Here is a 2053-nt window from a genome sequence, read left to right as displayed (position 1 = left end):
CTGAAGATCAGGTGGATACCCGTAGCGGGCCAACAGCTTGCGAACCTCGATCCTCATTCTGGCCCGAACGCTCTCCTTGCGAGTCCAGTCGATCGAGGCCGACTTCCGAATGGCACCGACGAGGGCTTGCGCCAGCAATCGCAGATGCTCGTGCTCCATCAGAGCCTTTGCCGTTCCGTTTTCAGCGAGAGCATCATAGAAGGCCAGCTCTTCCGAGTTGAGGCCCAGCTCGGCGCTACGGGCGCTCGCGGCACTGATGTCCCTGGCTAGAGCTATCAGCTCTTCAATCACCTGAAGACTATCCACCGCCCGGTTGTGGTAGCGGCGAATAGTGTCATCGAGCCTATCGCTCAGCTTGGTGGCTTCAACGATATTCGATCGCGAACGTGCCTTGATTTCATCCGCAAGGAGCCGACGCAGTGTTTCCACGGCGAGGTTCTTCTCCTTGATTTGTCCCACCTCCGCCAGGAACTCGTCTGAGAGGATTGAAAGGTCTGGTTGCTCGAGCCCTGCGGACTTGAATACGTCGAGGATTCCATCCGCCATCACGGCGCGGGAGAGCAGTTGCCGAATTTCACGCTCGATGTTCTCGCGGCCTCGGCCCGCTCCGGCTGTGTATTTGACCAGGTTGGCCCGTATCGCCGCAACCAGCGCAATCTCATCTCGCCGCGCCGTTACGCGCTCGTCGCCGGCACTGAGCGCATAGGCAACCTCCAGCTTGGTAGCAGCTTCGATGAAGTCCTCTCGACGCCCGTGACCCAATACAGTTTCGAGGCACTGCTTTAGGATCGTCAACCGAGCAGCCGGCCCGGCCGGAAAGAAATTGCGCCAGGGCGTGCTTTCGAGCAGCATCTGCGCGCTCTCCAGTCGCATCAGCGTTTGGCGAACGGCCTCGTCGGGGTCTAATCGAATTTGGTCACGGTCTCGGGCGGTGTACTGAGCAAGGGCGGCCCGCAGCTCAGCGCCGATCCCAAGATAGTCAACCACCAGCCCGCCCGGTTTATCGCCCCAGACCCGGTTCACACGAGCGATAGCCTGCATAAGCCCATGCCCCCGCATCGGCTTGTCGATGTAGAGGGTGTGCAGGGACGGCGCGTCAAAGCCGGTCAACCACATGTCACGCACGATGACCAAGTCTAACGCGGACCCCGGTCTCTTGAAACGTTCGGCCAGCGCTTCCCGTCTTGTTTTGCTGCGCAGGTGGGGTTGCAGCGGAGCTGGGTCGGAATTTCCATTGCCCGTGATGACGACCTTCAGCATGCCGGACGAGTCGTCTCGCGGATCAGCAGCAACCCAGTCAGGCCTCAGCTCTGCAATCCGATCGTACAGTTCCACTGCCACGCGCCGGCTGATCGCGACGATCATGCCCTTGCCGCCTGCCATTGCCTCCCGCCGTTGCTCGAAGTGAGTCACTATGTCGGCGGCGATCTGGGAAACGCGATCGGTCGCTCCGACTACTTCTTCGAACCGGCTCAGATTGCCCTTGTTGCGCTCGATCGCTGCATCGTCACCCTCCGTCAGTTCTTCTGCCAGCGCATCCAGCTCCTCGCGCTCCTCATCAGTCAAGTTGAGACGCAGCTTGGCCAGTCGGGCTGTGTAGTGGATCGGAACGGTCGCCTTATCCGCGACGGCCTGCGTCATGTCGTAGGTATCGATCACCTCTCCAAAGACCCCAACAGTCGAGCGGTCTCTGTCGTCGATTGGCGTTCCCGTGAAGCCCACGAAGGTAGCGCTGGGTAGCGCCTGCCGCAGATACTCCGCGAAACCGACCTGCTCCCGTACGCCACCTTCCCCGATCACAAAGCGCTTCCTGAAGCCATACTGGGTGCGGTGGGCCTCGTCTGCGATGACTACGACATTACTTCGTGGGGTTAGGAGGGGATGTTCACCATCATCACCCCGGAACTTCTGGATCGAAGTGAATACCAGCCCACCGATGTCAACCGTCAGCAAGCGGCGCATCTCCTCGGCGCTGTCAGCTTGGACCGGGATACCGCGCAGAGCCGAGATGTGAGCGTTGAAGGTGCCGGAGAGCTGATCATCAAGATCGTTC

The 2053-nt window shown here is 60.3% G+C and carries 1 protein-coding gene; it reads right to left on the bottom strand.

The features are described 5' to 3' along the window. Positions 1-2053 (bottom strand): type I restriction endonuclease subunit R (locus ACXJMY_RS37830; RefSeq protein WP_456624440.1); only part of this gene is annotated, 2053 nt, incomplete at both ends.

The sequence above is a fragment of the Bradyrhizobium sp. P5_C12 genome (assembly GCF_054049735.1).
Note: the sequence above shows the minus strand (reverse complement) of the source record. Positions and strands in the feature narration are given on the sequence as shown.